General features: G+C 75.2%; 18 protein-coding genes. 12 read left to right on the forward strand and 6 right to left on the reverse strand.

Annotation, left to right across the window (positions count from 1 at the left end):
- Nucleotides 1-125: 125 nt before the first annotated feature.
- From ABZ801_RS28420 to ABZ801_RS28435, 4 genes are read left to right on the forward strand one after another with little or no spacing between them, the layout of a single operon-like run.
- Nucleotides 126-1,295, forward strand: coding sequence for a glycosyltransferase 87 family protein (locus ABZ801_RS28420; RefSeq protein WP_360703708.1), 1,170 nt, complete (start codon nt 126-128; stop codon nt 1,293-1,295).
- Entirely contained in the window at nt 1,280-2,437 is a 1,158-nt protein-coding gene (locus tag ABZ801_RS28425; protein ID WP_360703388.1) for a glycosyltransferase family 4 protein, read from the forward strand. The genes ABZ801_RS28420 and ABZ801_RS28425 overlap by 16 nt, the downstream gene beginning before the upstream one ends.
- Nucleotides 2,434-3,675 (forward strand): sensor domain-containing protein, encoded by a 1,242-nt coding sequence (locus ABZ801_RS28430; RefSeq protein ID WP_360703391.1) that lies wholly within the window; start codon nt 2,434-2,436, stop codon nt 3,673-3,675. The genes ABZ801_RS28425 and ABZ801_RS28430 overlap by 4 nt, the downstream gene beginning before the upstream one ends.
- Complete coding sequence (locus ABZ801_RS28435) at nt 3,663-4,316, forward strand: response regulator transcription factor (protein WP_344953933.1); 654 nt, start codon at nt 3,663-3,665, stop codon at nt 4,314-4,316. Before ABZ801_RS28430 ends, ABZ801_RS28435 begins: the two co-directional genes overlap by 13 nt.
- A gap of 5 nt (nt 4,317-4,321) precedes the next feature.
- Here ABZ801_RS28435 and ABZ801_RS28440 read toward each other — a convergent pair whose 3' ends face one another.
- Nucleotides 4,322-5,110, reverse strand: a complete 789-nt coding sequence (locus ABZ801_RS28440; RefSeq protein WP_360703395.1) for an enoyl-CoA hydratase-related protein — start codon at nt 5,108-5,110, stop codon at nt 4,322-4,324.
- Nucleotides 5,111-5,370: 260 nt separating this feature from the next.
- On the opposite strand from ABZ801_RS28440, the gene ABZ801_RS28445 reads away from it, so the two are divergent.
- Complete coding sequence (locus ABZ801_RS28445) at nt 5,371-5,538, forward strand: DUF3117 domain-containing protein (RefSeq protein ID WP_083952185.1); 168 nt, start codon at nt 5,371-5,373, stop codon at nt 5,536-5,538.
- Nucleotides 5,539-5,737: 199 nt separating this feature from the next.
- Entirely contained in the window at nt 5,738-7,213 is a 1,476-nt protein-coding gene (locus ABZ801_RS28450) for a leucyl aminopeptidase (protein ID WP_360703398.1), read from the forward strand.
- 36 nt (nt 7,214-7,249) lie between these two features.
- Here the strand turns inward: ABZ801_RS28450 and ABZ801_RS28455 are convergent, their stop codons facing one another.
- Nucleotides 7,250-7,879 (reverse strand): hypothetical protein, encoded by a 630-nt coding sequence (locus ABZ801_RS28455; protein WP_360703401.1) that lies wholly within the window; start codon nt 7,877-7,879, stop codon nt 7,250-7,252.
- A complete protein-coding gene (locus tag ABZ801_RS28460) occupies nt 7,876-8,478 on the reverse strand; it encodes an O-methyltransferase (protein ID WP_344953945.1) in 603 nt (200 codons plus the stop codon). The genes ABZ801_RS28455 and ABZ801_RS28460 overlap by 4 nt, the downstream gene beginning before the upstream one ends.
- 211 nt (nt 8,479-8,689) lie before the next feature.
- Here ABZ801_RS28460 and sigE point away from each other — a divergent pair, with 211 nt between their 5' ends.
- The 5 genes from sigE (at nt 8,690) to ABZ801_RS28485 (ending at nt 13,570) form a co-directional block, all read left to right on the forward strand.
- Nucleotides 8,690-9,433: an RNA polymerase sigma factor SigE gene (gene sigE, locus ABZ801_RS28465; protein WP_360703404.1), complete on the forward strand. Its 744-nt coding sequence runs from the start codon at nt 8,690-8,692 to the stop codon at nt 9,431-9,433.
- A gap of 52 nt (nt 9,434-9,485) precedes the next feature.
- Nucleotides 9,486-10,145: a zf-HC2 domain-containing protein gene (locus tag ABZ801_RS28470; protein WP_360703407.1), complete on the forward strand. Its 660-nt coding sequence runs from the start codon at nt 9,486-9,488 to the stop codon at nt 10,143-10,145.
- Complete coding sequence (locus ABZ801_RS28475) at nt 10,142-11,233, forward strand: sigma-E factor regulatory protein RseB domain-containing protein (RefSeq protein ID WP_360703410.1); 1,092 nt, start codon at nt 10,142-10,144, stop codon at nt 11,231-11,233. The genes ABZ801_RS28470 and ABZ801_RS28475 overlap by 4 nt, the downstream gene beginning before the upstream one ends.
- A gap of 91 nt (nt 11,234-11,324) precedes the next feature.
- Complete coding sequence (locus tag ABZ801_RS28480) at nt 11,325-13,001, forward strand: trypsin-like peptidase domain-containing protein (protein WP_360703413.1); 1,677 nt, start codon at nt 11,325-11,327, stop codon at nt 12,999-13,001.
- Between the two features lie 218 nt (nt 13,002-13,219).
- Nucleotides 13,220-13,570 (forward strand): sec-independent translocase, encoded by a 351-nt coding sequence (locus tag ABZ801_RS28485; protein WP_344953959.1) that lies wholly within the window; start codon nt 13,220-13,222, stop codon nt 13,568-13,570.
- A 134-nt stretch (nt 13,571-13,704) separates the two neighbouring features.
- Here ABZ801_RS28485 and ABZ801_RS28490 read toward each other — a convergent pair whose 3' ends face one another.
- Nucleotides 13,705-14,844, reverse strand: a complete 1,140-nt coding sequence (locus ABZ801_RS28490) for an Mrp/NBP35 family ATP-binding protein (protein WP_344953962.1) — start codon at nt 14,842-14,844, stop codon at nt 13,705-13,707.
- 89 nt (nt 14,845-14,933) lie between these two features.
- Here ABZ801_RS28490 and ABZ801_RS28495 point away from each other — a divergent pair, with 89 nt between their 5' ends.
- The gene (locus ABZ801_RS28495) at nt 14,934-15,440 is read left to right on the forward strand and encodes a MarR family transcriptional regulator (protein ID WP_360703416.1); all 507 of its coding nucleotides are present in this window, start codon (nt 14,934-14,936) and stop codon (nt 15,438-15,440) included.
- Between the two features lie 83 nt (nt 15,441-15,523).
- Here ABZ801_RS28495 and ABZ801_RS28500 read toward each other — a convergent pair whose 3' ends face one another.
- Together ABZ801_RS28500 and ABZ801_RS28505 are read right to left on the reverse strand one after the other, a co-directional pair.
- Nucleotides 15,524-16,108 (reverse strand): DUF1003 domain-containing protein, encoded by a 585-nt coding sequence (locus tag ABZ801_RS28500; protein WP_360703418.1) that lies wholly within the window; start codon nt 16,106-16,108, stop codon nt 15,524-15,526.
- A gap of 11 nt (nt 16,109-16,119) precedes the next feature.
- Nucleotides 16,120-17,469 (reverse strand): CBS domain-containing protein, encoded by a 1,350-nt coding sequence (locus ABZ801_RS28505; protein ID WP_360703421.1) that lies wholly within the window; start codon nt 17,467-17,469, stop codon nt 16,120-16,122.
- Nucleotides 17,470-17,586 lie beyond the last annotated feature (117 nt).

Raw genomic sequence — 17,586 nt, forward strand, 5'->3', positions numbered from 1 at the left:
CGGGGTAGGGCTGGGTCTACCTCGGGACGGCAACCAGACGTAGTGATCTCCGGTCTCCTTCCCGGTTGCCTGGTCTGCGACGAAAACGCAGCTCAGGTGGCTTGTGGAGGGATGCGGTGAAGGTGATGCGCGCGGCCGGTCTGCGGTCGCCGGCGGAGGCCCTGGTGTACGGGGCGTCCGCCGTGTTCGCGGCGGTGACGGCGGCGGTGACCCACCTCGGCCCGCACCGGGTCTGGGGGACGATCGCGGCCGTCGCGTACGGGCTCGGCGCGGTGCTCGCCGCCAGACGCGGTGGCGGCGGCCCGGCGGTTCCGGCGCTGGTGGCGGGCGGTGCGGTGCTGGTGCCGCTGGCCGTCCTGGTGGCCACCGGTCACGCCCAGCCGGAGGTGGGCGTCGTGCACCGGTCGGGCGCGCACCTGCTGGAGCACGGCACGCCGTACCTGCCGCCGTCCGAACTGGCCGGAGGCGGCTACGAGGCCTACAACCCGTACCTGCCGGGGATGGCACTGCTCGGCGTTCCGCACGAGCTCGCCGGGGTGGACGCGCGGCTGGTGTTCGCGGGCGTGTTCGTCGCGCTGCTGGCCGCGTCCGCCCGCCTGCTGGGCGGCGGCCGGGCACGGCCGCTGCTGGTGCTGGCCGCCTCGCCGCTGGTGGCACTGCCGATGACCGTCGGCGGCGACGACCTGCCGGTGATCGGCCTGGTGTGCGCGGGCCTGGCGCTGGCGGTACGGGACCGTCCCGGCGCCGCGGGCCTGGCCCTGGGCGCGGCCGCGACGCTCAAGGCGACGGCCTGGCCCGCGCTGCTGGTGTGCCTCGCGCTGCCGGCCACACGCGGCGGCGCCCGCCGGTACGCGACGGCGGCCGCCGCCGTCACGGTGGTTGGCGTGCTGCCGCCCGCGCTGGTCGACCCGTCCGGGATGGCGGCCAACGTCCTGTGGTTCCCGCTGGGACTGGCGGACGTGGCGTCCCCCGCCGACAGCCCGCTGCCCGGCCGTCTGCTCGCCGACCTCGGCCCCTTCGGGCACACCCTGGCCCTGACCGCGCTCGGCGCCGCCGCCGTCGCGATGGGCGTCTCGCTGATCGTCCGGCCGCCGCGCGACGTGCGGGCCGCCGCCGACCGGCTCGCCCTCGGCCTGGCACTGGCGACCGCCCTCATGCCCGCCTCCCGGTGGGGCTACCTGGTGTATCCCGCCGTCCTGGCCCTGTGGGCGCGGTTCGCCACCACGCCGCGCCGCCCCGAAGCCGACCCGGCCGCCGCCTCGCGGGAGGAGAAGGACCTGTGCCTCGTTGCCTGATCATCACCAACGACTTCCCGCCGCGCCGGGGCGGCATCGAGACGTTCGTGTACGAGCTGGCACGCCGTTTCCCGCCCGGCGAGGTCGTCGTTTACACCTCCGGCGAGCCGCAGGCCCGCGTCTTCGACTCCGGGCTGCCGTTTCCGGTGGTACGCGACCGTGCCCGCACGCTGCTGCCGACGCCGCGCGTCGCCCGCAACGCACGCGCCCTGGCCGAGGCGTACGGCTGCGACCGCGTGTGGTTCGGCGCCGCCGCCCCCCTCGGGCTGCTGGCGGGACGGCTCGGGCTCCCGTCCGTGGCGACCACGCACGGCCACGAGGTGTGGTGGGCGACCGTCCCCGGAGCACGCCGGGCGCTGCGCCGCATCGGCGAACGCGCCGACATCGTCACCTACCTGACCGGATACACCAGGTCGCGCATCGCGGGGGCGCTGGGGCCGCGCGCCCGCACCGCCCGCCTGGTCCCCGGCGTGGACGCCGAGCTGTTCCGGCCCGACCCGGCGGCGGGCGCGGCCGTCCGCGACCACCACGGCCTGGGCGACCGTCCGGTCGTCCTGAGCGTGTCGCGGCTCGTCCCCCGCAAGGGACAGGACCGGCTCATCCGCGCCCTGCCCCGCGTCCGCCGGGCCGTGCCGGACGCGACACTGCTGATCGTCGGCGCGGGCCCGCAGGACTTCTGGCTGCGCGGCCTGGCCGGACGCCTGCCCGCCGGCGCCGTCGTGTTCGCCGGTGGACGCCCCCACGCCGAACTGCCGCCGTACTACGCCGCCGCCGACGTGTTCGCCATGCCCTGCCGGAACCGCCGCCTCGGCCTGGAGACCGAGGGCCTGGGCATCGTGTTCCTGGAGGCCGCCGCCGCGGGCCTGCCGGTGCTGGCGGGCGACTCCGGCGGCGCCCCCGAGGCGGTGCGGGACGGCGACAACGGCCACGTCGTCGACGCCTCGTCCGTCCCCGCCATCGCCGACCGGCTGATCGAGATGCTGTCCGACGCGGACGCCCGCGCCGCGATGGGACGGCGCGGCCGGGAGTGGGCGCGGGCCGAGTGGAGCTGGGACCGCTCCTACGAACGCCTCCGCGACCTCCTCGACCGGGCCGCCGGCACGTCACGGGCATCCGGGACGTCCTCTAACGTTTCACCGTGAACGTCTGGCGGGCCATGACGCGCAACCCGCTGCGGTTCGTCTTCTCGTCGTGGCCGTGGCGGTCGCTGCTGTACCTGGCCACGGGCCCGATCGTGGCGGTGGTCTGGCTGGCCGCGGTGTACGCGCTGGTGATCGCCGGGGTGCTCCTCACGCCGCTGGTGGTCGGGGTGGGGCTGCTGATGTGCGTGCCGCTGTCGGCGGTGCCGCTGGCGGCCGTGGAACGGCGGCGGCTGCGGCTGGTCGACCCGCGTCCGGCGCCGTCCCCGCACCGCGTGCCGCCCCGGCCCGGCCTGTGGGAATGGGCGCGCTTCCGGCTGCGCGAGTCCGTCACCTGGCGCGAGCTGGGGTACGCGCTGCTGGGGGCCGTGCTGGCGTGCGTCGACTTCGCGGTGCCGTTCGTGCTGATCGTGGGGTCGACCGTCGCGGTGTCCGCGCCGAACCTGGTCTCCCACGGCGACCAGATCATGTACGGCTCGGCCGGCACCGTCGACACCCCCGGGGAGGCGTGGCCGCTCGCCGCCGCCGGCGTGGCCGTCTTCGCGGTCGGCCTGTACGCCTTCACCGCGCTCGCCGGGGGACGGGCGGCGCTGGCCCGCGCGCTGCTGGTGCGTCCATCCGACGAGGAGCTGGTCGAGGTGCGGGCCTCGCGCGCCCGGATGGCCGGCGCGTTCGAGGCCGAGCGGCGCCGCATCGAACGCGACCTGCACGACGGCGCCCAGCAGCGCCTCACCGGCCTGATCATGACGCTCGGGCTGGCGAAACTGGACGGCGCCGCCCCCGAACTGATCGACAAGGCCCAGGCCGAGGCCCGGGCCGCATTGGAGGAGCTGCGGGACCTGGTGCGCGGCATCCACCCGTCGGTGCTCACCGACCGGGGCCTGCCCGCCGCGGTCGAGTCGCTGGCCGAGCGGTCGCCCGTCCCCGTCGAGGTGGACGTCGACCTGCCGCGACGGCCGCCCGAGCACGTCGAGTCCACGGCCTACTTCGTCGTCGCCGAGGCGCTGGCCAACGTCGCCAAGCACAGCGGCGCGACGCGGGCCCGCGTCCACGCGCGCACGAACGAAAGGACGCTGTCGGTGGAGGTGTGGGACGACGGCGCGGGCGGCGCCGTCGCGGCCGAGGGCGGCGGCCTGCAGGGGCTGGCCGACCGGGTCGCCGTGTACGACGGCACGCTGCGGCTGTCGTCACCGCCCGGCGGCCCTACGATCCTGCGCGTGGAGATCCCATGCACGTCGTGATCGCCGAGGACTCGGTGCTGCTGCGCGAGGGCCTGGCGCAGATCCTCGACCGGTTCGGCCACCGCGTCGCCGCCGCCGTCGCCGACGCCCCCGCGCTGGCCGCCGCCGTCGCCGAGCACGGGCCCGACATCGTCGTCACCGACGTGCGGATGCCGCCCGGGTTCCGCGACGAGGGCCTGCGCGCCGCGCTCGCGCTGCGCGCCGAACGCCCCGGCCTGCCGATCCTGGTCCTGTCGCAGTACGTCGAGCAGTCCTACGCCGCCGACCTGCTGCACACCGGCGGCGGCGTCGGCTACCTGCTCAAGGACCGGGTCGGCGAGGTCACCGAGTTCGTCGACGCGCTGGAGCGGGTCGCGGCGGGCGGCACCGTCATCGACCCGGAGGTGGTGCGGCGGCTGCTGGCGCGCCGCCGCGAGCACTCCCCGCTGGAACGGCTGACCGAACGCGAACGCCAGGTGCTGGCGCTGATGGCCGAGGGCCGCTCCAACGGCGCGATCGCCCGCGCCCTGGTCGTCAGCGAGGCCGCCGTCATCAAGCACGTCGGCTCGATCTTCACCAAGCTCGACCTGCACCAGACGCCCGACGACCACCGCCGCGTCCTGGCCGTCCTCACCCACCTGCGCGGTGTGAGCCGTCCCTGACCGGCCTACCGCCCCTCGAAGACGGGCCTGTCCTTCTTCAGGAACGCCTCGGTGGCGTTGCGGTGGTCGGCCGTGGCCGCCAGCCGGTCCTGCAGCTCGGCCTCCTTGTCCAGGCTGGACGCCAGGTCGTGCGACGCCGCGTGGTCGAGGGCGGCCCGGATGGCCGCGTACGCCACGGTCGGCCCGGCGGCCAGCCGGCGCGCCAGCTCCACCGAGGCGGGCGCCAGCTCGTCGGCCGGGACGACCCGCGCGGCCAGCCCCAGCTCCAGCGCCTGCGGCGCCTTCACCGGCTCGCCGAGCAGCAGCAGCTCGGCGGCCTTGGCGCGGCCCACCATCCGCTGCAGCGTCCACGACATGCCGGTGTCGGGGCCCAGCCCGATGCCCGCGAACGCCGTCACGAACGTCGCCCTGTCGGACGCGACGACCAGGTCGCACGCCCACGCCAGCCCGGCCCCGGCCCCGGCCGCCACCCCGTTCACCGCCGCCACCACCGGCTTGGGCAGCGCGGACAGCGCGTGCACGACCGGGTTGTAGTGGCGGCGGACGGTGTCGTCCAGGCCCTTGCCCGCGGCGAGGTTCTCGGCGTGCTCGCGCAGATCCTGACCGGCGCAGAACGCCCGGCCCGCACCGGTCAGCAGCACCGCCCGCGCGCCCTCGTCCGCGGCGGCCCGCTCCAGCGCCGCGCGCAGCGCCTCCTTCATCTCGGCGGTCAGCGAGTTCATCGCGTCCGGCCGGTTCAGCGTGATCGTGGCCACCCCGTCGGTGACGTCGTACAGCACGGTCTCAGACACCATCGTCCTCACAATCTCCCCAGGGGCCTCAGGCAACGATCGGCGAAACCGGAGGCCGCGGGCAAGAGCCGCGCCGCCGCCCGGCCCGTCCGCGCGGCCGTCCGCCCGCCCGGCCGTCGCCTCCCCGGTCGCTGATCGTTACCACTTCGCGCCCTGAACACGGGATAATGGACCACTACTGATGACGCGGATGCGACAGGCGGCCACGCGGCCAACGGTGCCCGGAGGCCCCACGCGGCCCTAGGCAGGAAGGGGATGCACGCATGGCGGCGATGAAGCCGCGGACGGGAGACGGTCCGCTCGAAGTGACCAAGGAGGGACGCGGCATCGTCATGCGGGTCCCGCTGGAAGGCGGGGGACGCCTCGTCGTCGAACTGTCCGCCGACGAGGCCAAGGAGCTCGGCGAGGCCCTCAAGCAGGTCGTCGGCTGACAGACGACGAGGCCGGTCACGGCACGTGCGGTGACGGCCCCCGGCGCCGCGCCGGGGGCCCGCACCGTGTCGGCCGCGCAGCCGGCCGCGACCGCGTGACGGTCCGCGCGGCACTTCCACACAGCAGATCACGCAGGCAGGCTCCATGAGCGGCAGGCTCACGAGCAGGCCGAACAGCACGCACAGGGGGATCACCGGCATGCCCATCCAGACCCGGGTCCGCGACGCGGGCGGACGGCCGGTCGAGGCGGCGGCGTCGCTCGGCGCGCAGGCGGTGGCCCTGCCGGTCCGTCCCGGCCCGACCGCCCCCGCGGACGCCCCGCCCGAACTGCCGTTCTCCCTCGACGAGCTGCTGGCCCTGCACGGCGCCAAGGGCGAGCCCGGCGAGATCGTCGCCGCGCCCGCGCGGATCGGCGGCGAGCTCTGCGAGCTGCTGCTGTACGGGATCGGCGAGGCCGCCCCCGCCGACCTGCGCAAGGCGGGCGCCGCGCTGGCCCGCCGCGGCCGGGGCCGCGACACGCTGGTCGCGGGCCTGCCCGAGACCTCCGCCGACGGGCTGGCCGCCTTCGTCGAGGGCGCCCTGCTCGCCGGCTACGAATTCACGATCCGCTCCGGCGACGAGGGGAAGGGCAAGGCCCCCCTCGGCACGCTGGCACTGGCCACCGAGGCCGCCGACGCGCGCGCGGTCGACCGCGGCGTCGCGTTGGCGCGGGCCGCCGCCCGCGCCCGCGACCTGGCCAACCAGCCGTCCACCGACAAGGGCCCGTCGTGGCTGGCCGACCGGGCCGCCGACATCGCCGCCGAGGCCGGCCTCGGGCTGCGCGTGCTCGGCGAGAAGGAGCTGGCCAAGGGCGGCTTCGGCGGGCTGCTGGCCGTCGGCTCGGGCTCACCGCGCCCGCCCCGGCTGATCGAGCTGACCTACGCGCCCGAGGACGCCGACGGACGCCACGTCGTGCTGGTCGGCAAGGGCATCACCTTCGACAGCGGCGGGCTGTCGCTCAAGCCCAACGAGAACATGAAGACCATGAAGACCGACATGGCGGGCGGCGGCGCCGTCATGGCGGTCATGGGCGCGCTGCGCGACCTCGGCGTGCGGAGCCGGGTCACCGGGCTGGTCGCGGCGGCCGAGAACATGCCGTCCGGGTCGGCCATGCGCCCCGGCGACGTGATCACCCACTTCGGCGGGCGGACCTCCGAGGTGCTCAACACCGACGCCGAGGGACGCCTCGTCCTCGCCGACGCCCTGGCCTACGCCGACGCCGAGCTCGACCCCGACGTGATCGTGGACGTCGCCACCCTCACCGGCGCGGCCAAGGTCGCGCTGGGGCTGCGGCACGGCGCCCTGTACGCCACCGACGACGACCTCGCCGCGGCCCTCACCGCCGCCGGGCGCGCCGCGGGCGAGCCGCTGTGGCGGATGCCGCTGATCGACGACTACCGGCCCGCCATCGACTCCGACGTGGCCGACGTGTCCAACATCGAACGCCGCGGCTTCGGCGGCGGCTCGATCATGGCGGCGCTGTTCCTGCGCGAGTTCGCGGGCGGGCGACGCTGGGCCCACCTCGACGTGGCGGGTCCCGCGCGGGCCACCGGCGACGACGCCGAGATCACCAGGGGCGCCACCGGCTTCGGTGCGCGCCTGCTGCTCACCTGGCTCGGCGCACCGCCCGCCTGAGCCGCGTACCGCCCCCCGGGCTCCCACCCGGCCGGGTCACACCTTGCGGCGGTCGATCACCGGGATCCGGTGGCGGCTGCGCACGGCCGCCACGACCTCCTTCAGGGACGCGTCCCAGGCCGGGTCCACGGCGAAACACCACGCCGCCGCGTCCCGGGCCTCCGGCAGCGCCGTCGCGGGCACGTCCGGCAACGTCAGCGCGACCAGCAGCGACCGCTGGGCCGTGCGGGCCGTCTCGGCCAGCTCCGCCGACGGCAGGAACACCAGGTAGTCCTGCTCGCCGCGGCGGGTGCCCGCCATCCCGCGGCGCAGCGCGCACATCGCCGCCACCCGCGGCCACGGCAGCACCCGGTCGGCGCGGCGCGGCAGCGGCCAGCGCGCCGGACGCCGCACCCCCGTCTCGTCCAGCTCCAGCACGGGGCGCCGCCCCAGCAGCACGCCCACCGCCCACAGCAGGCCGACGCCGAACAGCCCCAGCCCCAGCACGCCCAATGTGACGAACACCACGGCCCCGAACCCGGCGCGGCCCGTCGCACCGCCGGTCACGAAGCCCGCCGAGGCGAGCACCAGCAGCGCCAGCGCCACCACCTGCCCGGCCGACCGCACCGTCGGCCGCGTCCGGACCTGGAACGCCGCCGCCGCGCGTCCGCCTGCCTCGGCGCTCATTCGCGCTTGACGGCGCACAGCAGGCCGTCGCCGACCGGCAGCAGCAGCGGCACCAGCCGCTCGTCCTCGCGGACCATCCGGTTCACCTCGCGGACCGCCAGCGTGTCGGGGTCGCGGCGGCGCGGGTCGGCCACCCGGTGGTGCCACAGCGCGTTGTCGAAGGCCAGCACGCCGCCCGGACGCAGCAGCCGCAGCGCCGCCGTCAGGTACTCGGGGTACTCGTGCTTGAGCGCGTCGCAGAACACCATGTCGTAGGCGCCGTCGGTGAGCCGCGGCAGCACCTCCAGCGCCCGCCCGACGATCATGCGGGTGCGGGAGGCGCCCAGCCCGGCCTCGGCGTAGGCGAGCTTGGCCAGCCGCTGGTGCTCCGGCTCGACGTCCACGCTGGTCAGCACCGCGTCCCTGCGCATGCCGCGCAGCAGGCAGATGCCCGACACCCCGCAGCCCGTGCCGATCTCCACCACCGTCCGGGCGCCGATGACCGTGGCCAGGAACCGCAGGGCCGCCCCGCCGGCCGGGCCGATGGGCTTGGCCCCGACCTCCTCGCCCCGCCGTCGCGCGTTCACCAGCGCCTCGTCTTCGGGGAGGTACTCCTCCACGTAGGCCAGGGTGGCCTGAATGGCGTCGATGGCTGCCTCCTCGCGGGACCCCCGCCTGGCTCATGCTGGAAAGACATTATCGCCGACCGGGAACCAACCGGCGTTTCAGCACGTTGTAACAGTCGTCGGTCCACTAACCGCCCCAGCCCAGGCGCGACCGTGTCGTTCCAAAGCGAGAGCGTTGGCCACCAGAGAGGAACAACCCAGCACCATGGGAGTGGCAGCACTTACATTTAAGGGCGCTGTGGGGGTCGGCCCCCGCAAGGGGTTCGGGACCACGGCGGCCACGCGCACCCGCGAGAACGCGCCGGAGGCCGAATGGGCCCCGCCGTCGTGGGACGAGGTCGTCCGCGAGCATTCGGGACGCGTGTACCGGCTGGCCTACCGGCTGACCGGCAACCAGCACGACGCCGAGGACCTCACCCAGGAGGTCTTCGTCCGGGTGTTCCGTTCGCTGTCGAACTACACGCCCGGCACGTTCGAGGGCTGGCTGCACCGCATCACCACGAACCTGTTCCTCGACATGGCGCGGCGCCGCCAGCGCATCCGCTTCGAGGGACTTGCCGACGACGCCGCCGAGCGCCTGCAGGGCCGCGAGCCGACGCCCGCGCAGGCCTACGACGACCGCAACTTCGACGCCGACGTCCAGGCCGCGCTCGACGCCCTGGCGCCCGAGTACCGGGCCGCCGTGGTGCTGTGCGACATCGAGGGCCTGTCGTACGAGGAGATCTCGGCGACGTTGGGTGTCAAACTGGGGACCGTGCGCAGCCGCATCCACCGGGGGAGGGCGCAGCTGCGCGCCGCACTGGAGCACCGGGCGCCGCAGCGGCGCGGTGCCGCGGACGCAGGCGACCTGGCCGCGGCGCTGCCGGCCGGAGCGGCCGCCGCGGGACGACCGGCCACGGGGGACGCGTCGACCTACACCGGCGAGGCCCCGCGACCGGAGGGCGCATAGGGTTTCGCCACGCGCCGCCGCGCGTGACCGACTTGATCGACGAGGGAGCCGCGTGAGCTGTCTGGGGGAGCGTCTGACCGCGTTGGTCGACGGTGAGCTGGGTCACGACGAGCGCGATCGCGCGCTGGCCCATCTCGCGGTGTGCGCGCGGTGCAGGGCCGAGGCCGAGGCCCTGCGGGGGCTCAAGAGCCGGCTGCGGGGGCTGGCGGATCCGCCCGCCGCCGAGGGCGCCGACGACCTCCCGACGGGCGACTTCTTGGCCCGCCTGAAGGAGCTGGGCCGCCCGCCGCAGGCCGCACCCGGACCCGATGACCTTCCGCCGCCGTCGCGCCCGTCCGGCGACGTGACGCCCGCACCGGCGGGCCGTCGCGGCGGCGACCGAGTCTCCGGCCGCTCGCACCGGCCGTTCGCGGGCCCCGCCCGCACCCGCCGGCACGCCGCCGTCACCGCCGCCGCCTTCGCCGCCGACCCGGTCGGCTGGCCGGGCAGGCCCGGCCCGGCGCGCTCGCCGCGCCGCCGCTACCTGGCCGTCGGAGCGGCCCTGTTCCTCGGTCTCGGCACCGCCTCCTACCTGGCGGGCGGCGAGCAGGACGCGCCCACCGTCAACCCCGCCTTCGACCGCTTCGCCGTGGAGCACGCGCTGACCTCCGGCGACGTCCCGATCACCGATCCGCTGCTGCAGCAGGCCGTCCAGACCTCGCCGGGGCCGTGACCGCGCGGACCTGGGCCGCGTTCGACAAGGCCGTGCTCGCCTGCGGTCTCGCAGGTGCCCTGGTGCTGGTCTGCGCGCTCGCCGGGGACGCCGCCGCGGCGCGCCGCGCGCCCAGCGACCCCGAGGCGGTGCGGCTGCTGCGCGACGCCGCCGACGCGGCCCGCCGCGTCCCGTACCAAGGCGTTCAGGTCGTCACCACCTGGAACCGCCGCGGCCCCGTCACCTCCCGGGTGAACGTCGCGCACACGCCGGGGGAGGGCACGTACGCCGACGCCCGCGAGGGCGACCGCGACCGGGCCACCTACCAGCCCGCCGGGGGCGCGCTCACCGGGTTCACCGCCGCGACGCTGGAGCTGCTGACCCGCAACTACGCCGTCGTGCGCGCGAGCGACTCGTCCATCTGCGGCCGTGCCTCCCGGGTCGTGGAGGCCCGCCGCCGCGACGGCACCCCGGCCGGGCGCTTCTGGATCGACGCCGAGACCGGCCTGATGCTGCACCGCGAGCTGCTCGACGGCACCGGACGCACGATCACCGCGACCGGGTTCGACCAGGTGCGGGTCGCGCCCGGCGGACGTCCCGGCAAGAGCTCGTCCGTGCGCGGCGGCACGCTCGGCGAGGCGGCGACCTCCTCCGCGTGGAACGTCTCCCCCTGGGAGGACCCCCTCGAACCCGCCGAGCTCGGCGACCTGCGCGACCACGGCTGGCCGCTGCCGCGCGCCCTGCCCGGCCTCAGCCTGTCCGACGCCCGCCGCTCCACCACCCGCCCCACCGACGGCACCGTCCACCTGACCTTCTCCGACGGGCTGGAGTCGGTGTCGGTGTTCGTGCAGCGCGGCAGCCTGGACGAACGCGGTCTCGCCGACTGGAATCGCACCGTCACCCGCGGCGACACCGTCTTCCGCCGGGAGTCGCTGCGGCACTGGGCCGTGTGGGCCGACGACGGCTACGTCTACACGGTGGTGACCGACGGTCCCGAGGGCACCGCCGAGCGAGCGGTGGACGCGCTGCCCCACGGCGGGCGGGACCTCTGGACCCGCCTGGGCCGTGGCCTGCGCAGGCTCGCTTCGTGGGTCAACCCCTTCGGATAAGTCTTATGCTCACCACATGCCCCGATGGGCACGATGAGCCTGGATACGTGAACATGCTCGGCGAGAACCATGCTCGGTAGGAGAGATGGGGATGACGGAAGACAGCCGCGGACCCGTCAGGGCGTCGGCGCAGGACGACGAGCTGGTCGCCGGCGCCGGGGTTGAGCGGCGGGAACCCGGCGAGGCGCGGCCGGCCGCGAAGGGGTCCCAGCAGGACGCCCGGGACGACGCGGACGCCGCGGGATACGAGCAGGGTTTCGCGCCCCCCGATCCGCCCGGCGGCGACGCCGCCTCTCCGGGACCCCGGCCGACACTGCTGGACAAGCCCGCCGTCGACGACGAGCAGGCGTCGCAGCGGCCCGGATTCGTCCCGTACGACCAGCACGACCCCCAGCCCGACCCGTACGCCTGGCCGCCCCAGGGCCGGCAGCAGCCCCCGCCGCCGACCGGCCCGCCGGTGTCCACGACCCCGCCGCCGGGCGCCACGCCGATGGGCCCGCCGCCGGGCCCCGGCGTCGGCCCGGGAGGCGGCCTCGGCCCCGGCGGCGTCCCCGGCGCCCCCGGTGGGCCGGGCGGCCCCGGTCAGCCCGGTCAGCCCGGCCCGTACGGGCAGCCGTTCGGCGCGGCCCCCAACTGGGCTCCGGTCCCCGCGCCGCCGTCGTCCGGCCGCGGCGGCCCCGGCCTGGGCATCATGGCCGTGATCGCGCTGATCGTCGCGCTGGTGGCGGGCGGCATCGGCGCCGGAGTCGGGGTGATGGCCACCGACGACAACGGCGGCGGCGTCAGCCTCGGCAGCAACTCCGACAGCGGCTCCGGGCAGCAGAGCCGGCCGCCGGACTCGATCGCGGGCGTGGCGCAGCGGGTGCTGCCCAGCGTCGTCATGATCAGGGTGGCGTCGCCGACCGGCGAGGAGTCCGGGGGCACCGGATTCATCGTCAACAACGGCTACATCATCACCAACAACCACGTGGTGGCCTCCGGCGGCCAGATCCGGGTGGTCTTCAACGACAAGAAGGTGCTGCCCGCCTCGGTCAAGGGCCGCGACCCCAGCTCCGACATCGCCGTGCTGCGTCCCGAGGGCACCCACTCGATGCCCGCGCTGACGCTGGGCGACTCCGCCAAGCTGGCGGTCGGCGACCCCGTGATCGCCATCGGCTCGCCGCTGGGCCTGCAGGGCTCGGTCACCACCGGCATCGTCAGCGCGCTCAACCGCGCGGTGCCCACCCGCGGCGAGGGCGGCGGCGACGGCTCGGTGCTCAACGCCATCCAGACCGACGCGGCCATCAACCCCGGCAACTCGGGCGGCCCGCTGGTGGACGGCCGCGGCCGGGTGATCGGGATCAACACCGCCATCGTCACGCTGGGCAGCGGCGGCATCACCGGCGAGACCCAGGGCGGCAGCATCGGCCTGGGCTTCGCCATCCCCATCAACCAGGGCCGCCGGGTCGCCGAGGAGATCATCAACACCGGCCGGGCGCGCCGCGCCCAGCTCGGCATCGGCATGGACCAGACCTTCCCCGGCCCGGGGGTGCGCATCCCCGAGCAGGCGCAGGGCGGGGTGCAGCCGCTGGTGAAGGGCGGACCGGCCGAGCGCGCCGGGCTCCGCCCCGGCGACGTGATCACCAAGCTGGACGGCCAGCCGATCGAGGACCCGTCCGAGCTGGCGGCGCGGATCCGCAGCAAGGCGCCGGGCGACCGCATCAAGGTCACCTACCAGCGCGGCGGCAAGGAGACCACCGTCGAGGTGGTCCTGTCCGAGGCCAACTGAGCCGACCGGGCCGAGACCTGCGGAACCGTCCGCCCGCCCGCCGTGCGGCGGGCGGGCGGCGCCGGGGTTGCGGGAACGTGAAACCGCGATGAGGTGCCCGTTCCGGGCGATTTGCCCGGTACGGGATTGTGTGGGCAGGGGATACGCTGGCCGGCGGGATACCCTGTGGTGCATCGGGCTCGGCGAGCCCGCGTGCCCGGCGAGGTGTGGAGGACGGGTTGTTCGACGTCGGACTCGGCGAGATGGTCGTGCTCGTCGTGCTGGCCCTGGTCATCTTCGGGGACAGGCTGCCCCAGGTCGCCGGGCAGGCGGGGCGCACGCTGCGACAGCTGCGGCAGATGGCCAACAACGCCAAGGCCGATCTGCAGGAGGGCCTGGGCCCGGAGTTCAAGGACTTCGACCTGGCCGACCTGCATCCCAAGACGTTCGTCCGCAAGCACCTGCTGGAGGACGACGACGAGAACAACCCCATGCGCGGCGCCGTCTTCGACGACGAGCCCGCCTACGCCACCGCGGGCGGGGGCCTGGAGTACGGCGAACGCCCGCCCTTCGACAACGAGGCCACCTGAGCCCGCCCCACGCGACAAGGCCCCGGGACGACGCGTCCCGGGGCCTTTGACGTGCGGGTCTTAACGTGCGGGTCCTGACGTGCGGGCTGTCGACTCGACGTCCTCGGCTCAGCCGCTGACGTCCGCCGGCCCGCTCACTTGCGCCTGGGCGTGATCCCCAGGGACATGCCGGCCAGGCCGCGGCCGCGGGCGCCGATGGTGTCGGCGATGGTGCGCAGCACCTTGGCGGACTCGGCGTCGGGGTCGTCCAGCACCAGCGGGCGTCCGGAGTCGCCGCCCTCGCGCAGCCGGGCGTCGATCGGCACCTGGCCCAGCAGCGGCACCCGGGTGCCCAGCGTGCGGGTCAGCGCGTCGGCGACCTGCTGTCCGCCGCCCGAGCCGAAGACGTCCTGGCGCTCGCCGCAGTGCGGGCAGGTCAGGTACGACATGTTCTCGATCACGCCGACGACCTGCTGGTGGGTCTGCGCGGCGATCGCCCCGGCCCGCTCGGCGACCTCGGCGGCCGCCTGCTGCGGGGTGGTGACGACCAGGATCTCCGCCGACGGCAGCAGCTGCGCCACCGAGATGGCGATGTCGCCGGTGCCCGGCGGCAGGTCCATCAGCAGCACGTCCAGGTCGCCCCAGTAGACGTCGGCGAGGAACTGCTGCAGGGCGCGGTGCAGCATCGGCCCGCGCCACACCACCGGCTGGTTCCCGGCGGTGAACATGCCCACCGAGATCACCTTCACGTCGTGCGCGCTCGGCGGCATGATCATGTCCTGCACCTTGGTGGGCGGGTGCTCCACGCCGAGCATCCGCGGCACCGAGTGGCCGTAGATGTCGGCGTCGACCACGCCCACCTTGCGGCCCTGCGCGGCCAGCGCCGCCGCCAGGTTCACCGTGACCGAGGACTTGCCGACGCCGCCCTTGCCGCTGGCCACCGCGTACACCTTGGTCAGCGATCCGGGCTTGGCGAACGGGATCTCCTTGGCCGGCTCGCCGCCGCGCAGCCGGGTCTGCAGCGCCCTGCGCTGCTCCTCGCTCATCACGTCCAGCTCGACCTGGACCGAGGTGACCCCGTCCAGGCGGGACACGGCCTCGGTGACGCCGCGCGACAGGGTGTCCTTCATCGGACATCCGGCCACGGTCAGGTAGATGCCGACGCGCACCGCGCCGTCGGGCGCGATGTCGACGTTCTTGACCATGTCGAGCTCGGTGATCGGCTTGCGGATCTCCGGATCCTGCACCGTGGCGAGCGCCGCGGTCACCTGCTCGGTCGTCAGCTGGGAGGCCATGACCCCATGGTATGAACTCGGTGCCGGGCGTTGCGAATCAGCACCCCGGGAGCGGACGGTCGCGCCGCGTGCGGGAGTAGCATCGGGACGTGACACCGCCGTCCACCCCGATCTCCGCGGAGCTGTCCGTGTGGCGCATGCTGCTGCGCGCCCAGGTGCAGATCTCCCGCCGCCTGCAGGCCGACCTGCTGGCCGACCACGACCTGCCGCTCGGCTCCTACGACGTGCTGACGCACCTCGGCGAGGCGCCCGGCGGGCGGCTGCGGATGAACGACCTGGCCGACCGGGTGCTGCTGTCGCGCAGCGGCCTGACCCGCCTGGTCGACCGGCTGCAGCGCGAGGGCCTGGTGGTCCGCCAGTCGTGCACCAGCGACGCGCGGGGGCTGTACGCGGTGCTCACCCCGGCCGGGCGGCGCCGCCTGGAGGAGGCCACCCCGACGTACCGGCGCGGCGTCCGCGAGTACCTGATGAGCCGCCTCGACGAGGACGACCTGGGGCCTCTCGCCGCGATCCTGCGCAAGCTGCTGGACGAGCCGCCGGCCGCGGCCGCCCGCGCCCCGCGGGCCCGGCACCACGAGGCCGCCGTCACCGCCTGACCGCCGCCCTGCCCGGGAACGGCCGACCCGGCGACGGCGTGCCGCGAACCGCCGTGTCCGCGGACGACGTGCCGGAAGAGCCGTCAGCGCCTGGGCACTCCCTCACCGCCCGGGCGCCGCGGGGCCGGGGCGCCGTCGGGCCTGGCGCCGCCGCGTTCCCCGTTCAGCTCCTTGAGCATGTGCTCCAGCTCCGAGCGCAGGAAGTCGCGGGTGGCGACCTCGCTGACCGCCAGCCGCAGCCCGGCGATCTCCCGGGTGAGGTACTCGGTGTCGGCGATGGTGCGCTCGTTGCGGGCCCGGTCCTGCTCGTACTGCACGCGGTCGCGGTAGTCCTGCCGGTTCTGCGCCAGCAGGATCAGCGGCGCCGCGAACGACGCCTGCACCGACAGCATCAGCGTCAGGAAGATGAACGGGTACGGGTCGAACCGCAGCCCGGGCGGCCCCAGGCTGTTCCAGGCCAGCCACACCACGATGAACACCGTCATGTAGACCAGGAAGCGCGCCGTGCCCAGGAACCGCGCGATCCGTTCCGACAGCCGTCCGAACGACTCGGGGTCGTAGTGCGGACGCGGCAGCAGCGATCGGGTCAGCTGGCGCGGTTCGTCCAGGCGGGCGCCCACGCGCCCGGCCCGGCGCCCGGCCAGCGGCTCCCCGCGAAGCTCGATCATCCCGTTCCCCCTCAGCCTCTCCGCGGTCGGTGCGCGTCGTCGTCCTTGCCGGCGCCGTACCGTCCGGCGCCGCGCAGCGCCTCCTCCTCAGGGTCGGGGCGCTCGGCCGCCGCCACGTCCATCACGTTCTCCCGCCAGTCCTGCGGCAGCAGGTGGTCGAGCACGTCGTCGATGGTGACCGCGCCGAGCAGGTGCCCGTTCTCGTCGGCCACGGCCGCGGCCACCAGGTTGTAGGCGGCCAGGAACGTGGCCACCGCCTCCAGCGACATGGTCGGGCGGATCGGGTCCAGCTCGGTGTCGACGATCCCGCTGACCAGCGTCGACGGCGGCTCGCGCAGCAGCCGCTGGAAGTGCACCGTGCCCAGGTACCGGCCGGTGGGGGTGGCGGTGGGGGGACGGCACACGTACACCTGCGCGGCCATCGCCGGGTTCAGGTCCGGGTTGCGGATCTGCGCCAGCGCCTCGGCCACGGTGACGTCCGGCGGCACGATCACTGGGTCGGTGGTCATCAGGCCGCCCGCGCTGTCCTCGGCGTAGGTCAGCAGCCGCCGCACCGGCGCGGCGTCGCGCGGCTCCATCAGCGTCAGCAGCCGTTCGCGCTGCTCGGTGGGCAGCTCGCCCAGCAGGTCGGCGGCGTCGTCGGGGCCCATGGCCTCCAGCACGTCGGCGGCGCGGTCGGCGTCCAGGGTGCCGAGGATCTCGATCTGGTCGTCCTCGGGCAGCTCCTCCAGCACGTCGGCCAGCCGCTCGTCGTCGAGGGCGACGGCGACCTCGGCCCGCCGTTTCTCCGACAGTTCGTGCACCACGTTGGCCAGGTCGGCGGGCTTCATCCGCTCGAACGCGGCGATCAGCCCGGCGGCGCCCTGGCCGTGCTCGACGGCCGAGAACCCGGTGACCGCGTTCCAGTCCACCACGAACACCTCGCCGCGGCGCCGGCGCAGGCCCCGGCCGCGGCCGCGGCTGACGGCGACCTTGCCGACCAGCCAGTCCCGGGTGCGGGTCGGTTCCATGCCGACGTCCACGACCTGCACCTGCTCGCCGGTCTCGGTCAGCGTGACCGTGCGGTCGAGCAGCTCGGCGATCACCAGGGTCTCCGACTCGCGCTGCTGGAAGCGCCGCACGTTGAGCCGGCCGTCGAAGATGACGGCGTCGGTCTCGATCATCATGACCCGGGTGATGGGCAGGAACACCGGACGGCGCGAGGCGACCTCCACCACCAGCCCGAGCACGCGCGGCGGCCGGTCGCCCAGGCGCAGCGCCACCACCACGTCGCGGACGCGCCCGACCTGGTCGCCCGCCGGGTCGAACACGGCGATCCCGGCCAGCCGCGCGATGAACACACGTGTCGGACTCGCGCTCATGACACGCAGGCTACCCGCGATCTTGGCGGTAATCCGGGCGGCGGTGTGACGTGCGCCGCGGTGTTCACCGGCATGTCACATCCGCGGGGGCTGTCCCGTCTTCGGGGGTGACGTGTT

It is taken from the genome of Actinomadura sp. NPDC047616, from assembly GCF_040642915.1.
Taxonomy (GTDB): domain Bacteria; phylum Actinomycetota; class Actinomycetes; order Streptosporangiales; family Streptosporangiaceae; genus Spirillospora; species Spirillospora miaoliensis.